This is a genomic window from Candidatus Hydrogenedentota bacterium (assembly GCA_016791475.1).
GTDB lineage: Bacteria > Hydrogenedentota > Hydrogenedentia > Hydrogenedentales > JAEUWI01 > JAEUWI01.
This window is the reverse complement of record JAEUWI010000379.1, coordinates 1-564: the sequence shown is the minus strand read 5'-3', so window position 1 is coordinate 564 and position 564 is coordinate 1. Positions and strand designations below refer to the sequence as shown.

At 53.0% G+C, this 564-nt stretch carries 1 protein-coding gene; it reads left to right on the top strand.

The window, feature by feature from the left end; all coding sequences use genetic code 11:
* Positions 1-17: 17 nt before the first annotated feature.
* On the top strand, positions 18-564 hold a 547-nt coding region (locus JNK74_29785), incomplete at its 3' end, for a thioredoxin domain-containing protein (protein MBL7650361.1).

Below are 564 nucleotides of genomic sequence, written 5' to 3'. Positions count from 1 at the left end.
AAACAAGGAGCGGCATTTTGAAAGCAAGCGAAAAGGGCAAGACAACAAGCCATCCCACAAGGAAGCCCAATCACCTTGTAAATGAAACCAGCACCTATTTGCAGCAGCACGCCTATAATCCCGTGCAATGGTATCCCTGGGGCGAAGAAGCGCTCAAAAGGGCCCGGGCGGAAAACAAGCCGATCTTACTTTCGGTCGGCTATGCCGCCTGCCACTGGTGCCATGTAATGGAACATGAAAGTTTCGAAGACGATACTACGGCCGCTCTCATGAACGAAGGTTTTATCAACATAAAGGTAGATCGGGAAGAGCGCACCGACATCGATGAAATCTACATGAAAGCCGTACAGTTGATGACCGGACACGGCGGCTGGCCCATGACCGTCTTTCTCACGCCAGATTTGAAGCCCTTCTTCGGCGGCACCTATTTCCCGCCCCTGGATCATCACGGCATGCCCTCCTTCAAACGGGTGCTCAAGCAGATTCAACTGGCCTGGCAGAACAACCAGGATGACCTTATGGCCTCGGCCGGGGAACTAACCGAACACATCCAACTCATGGAGC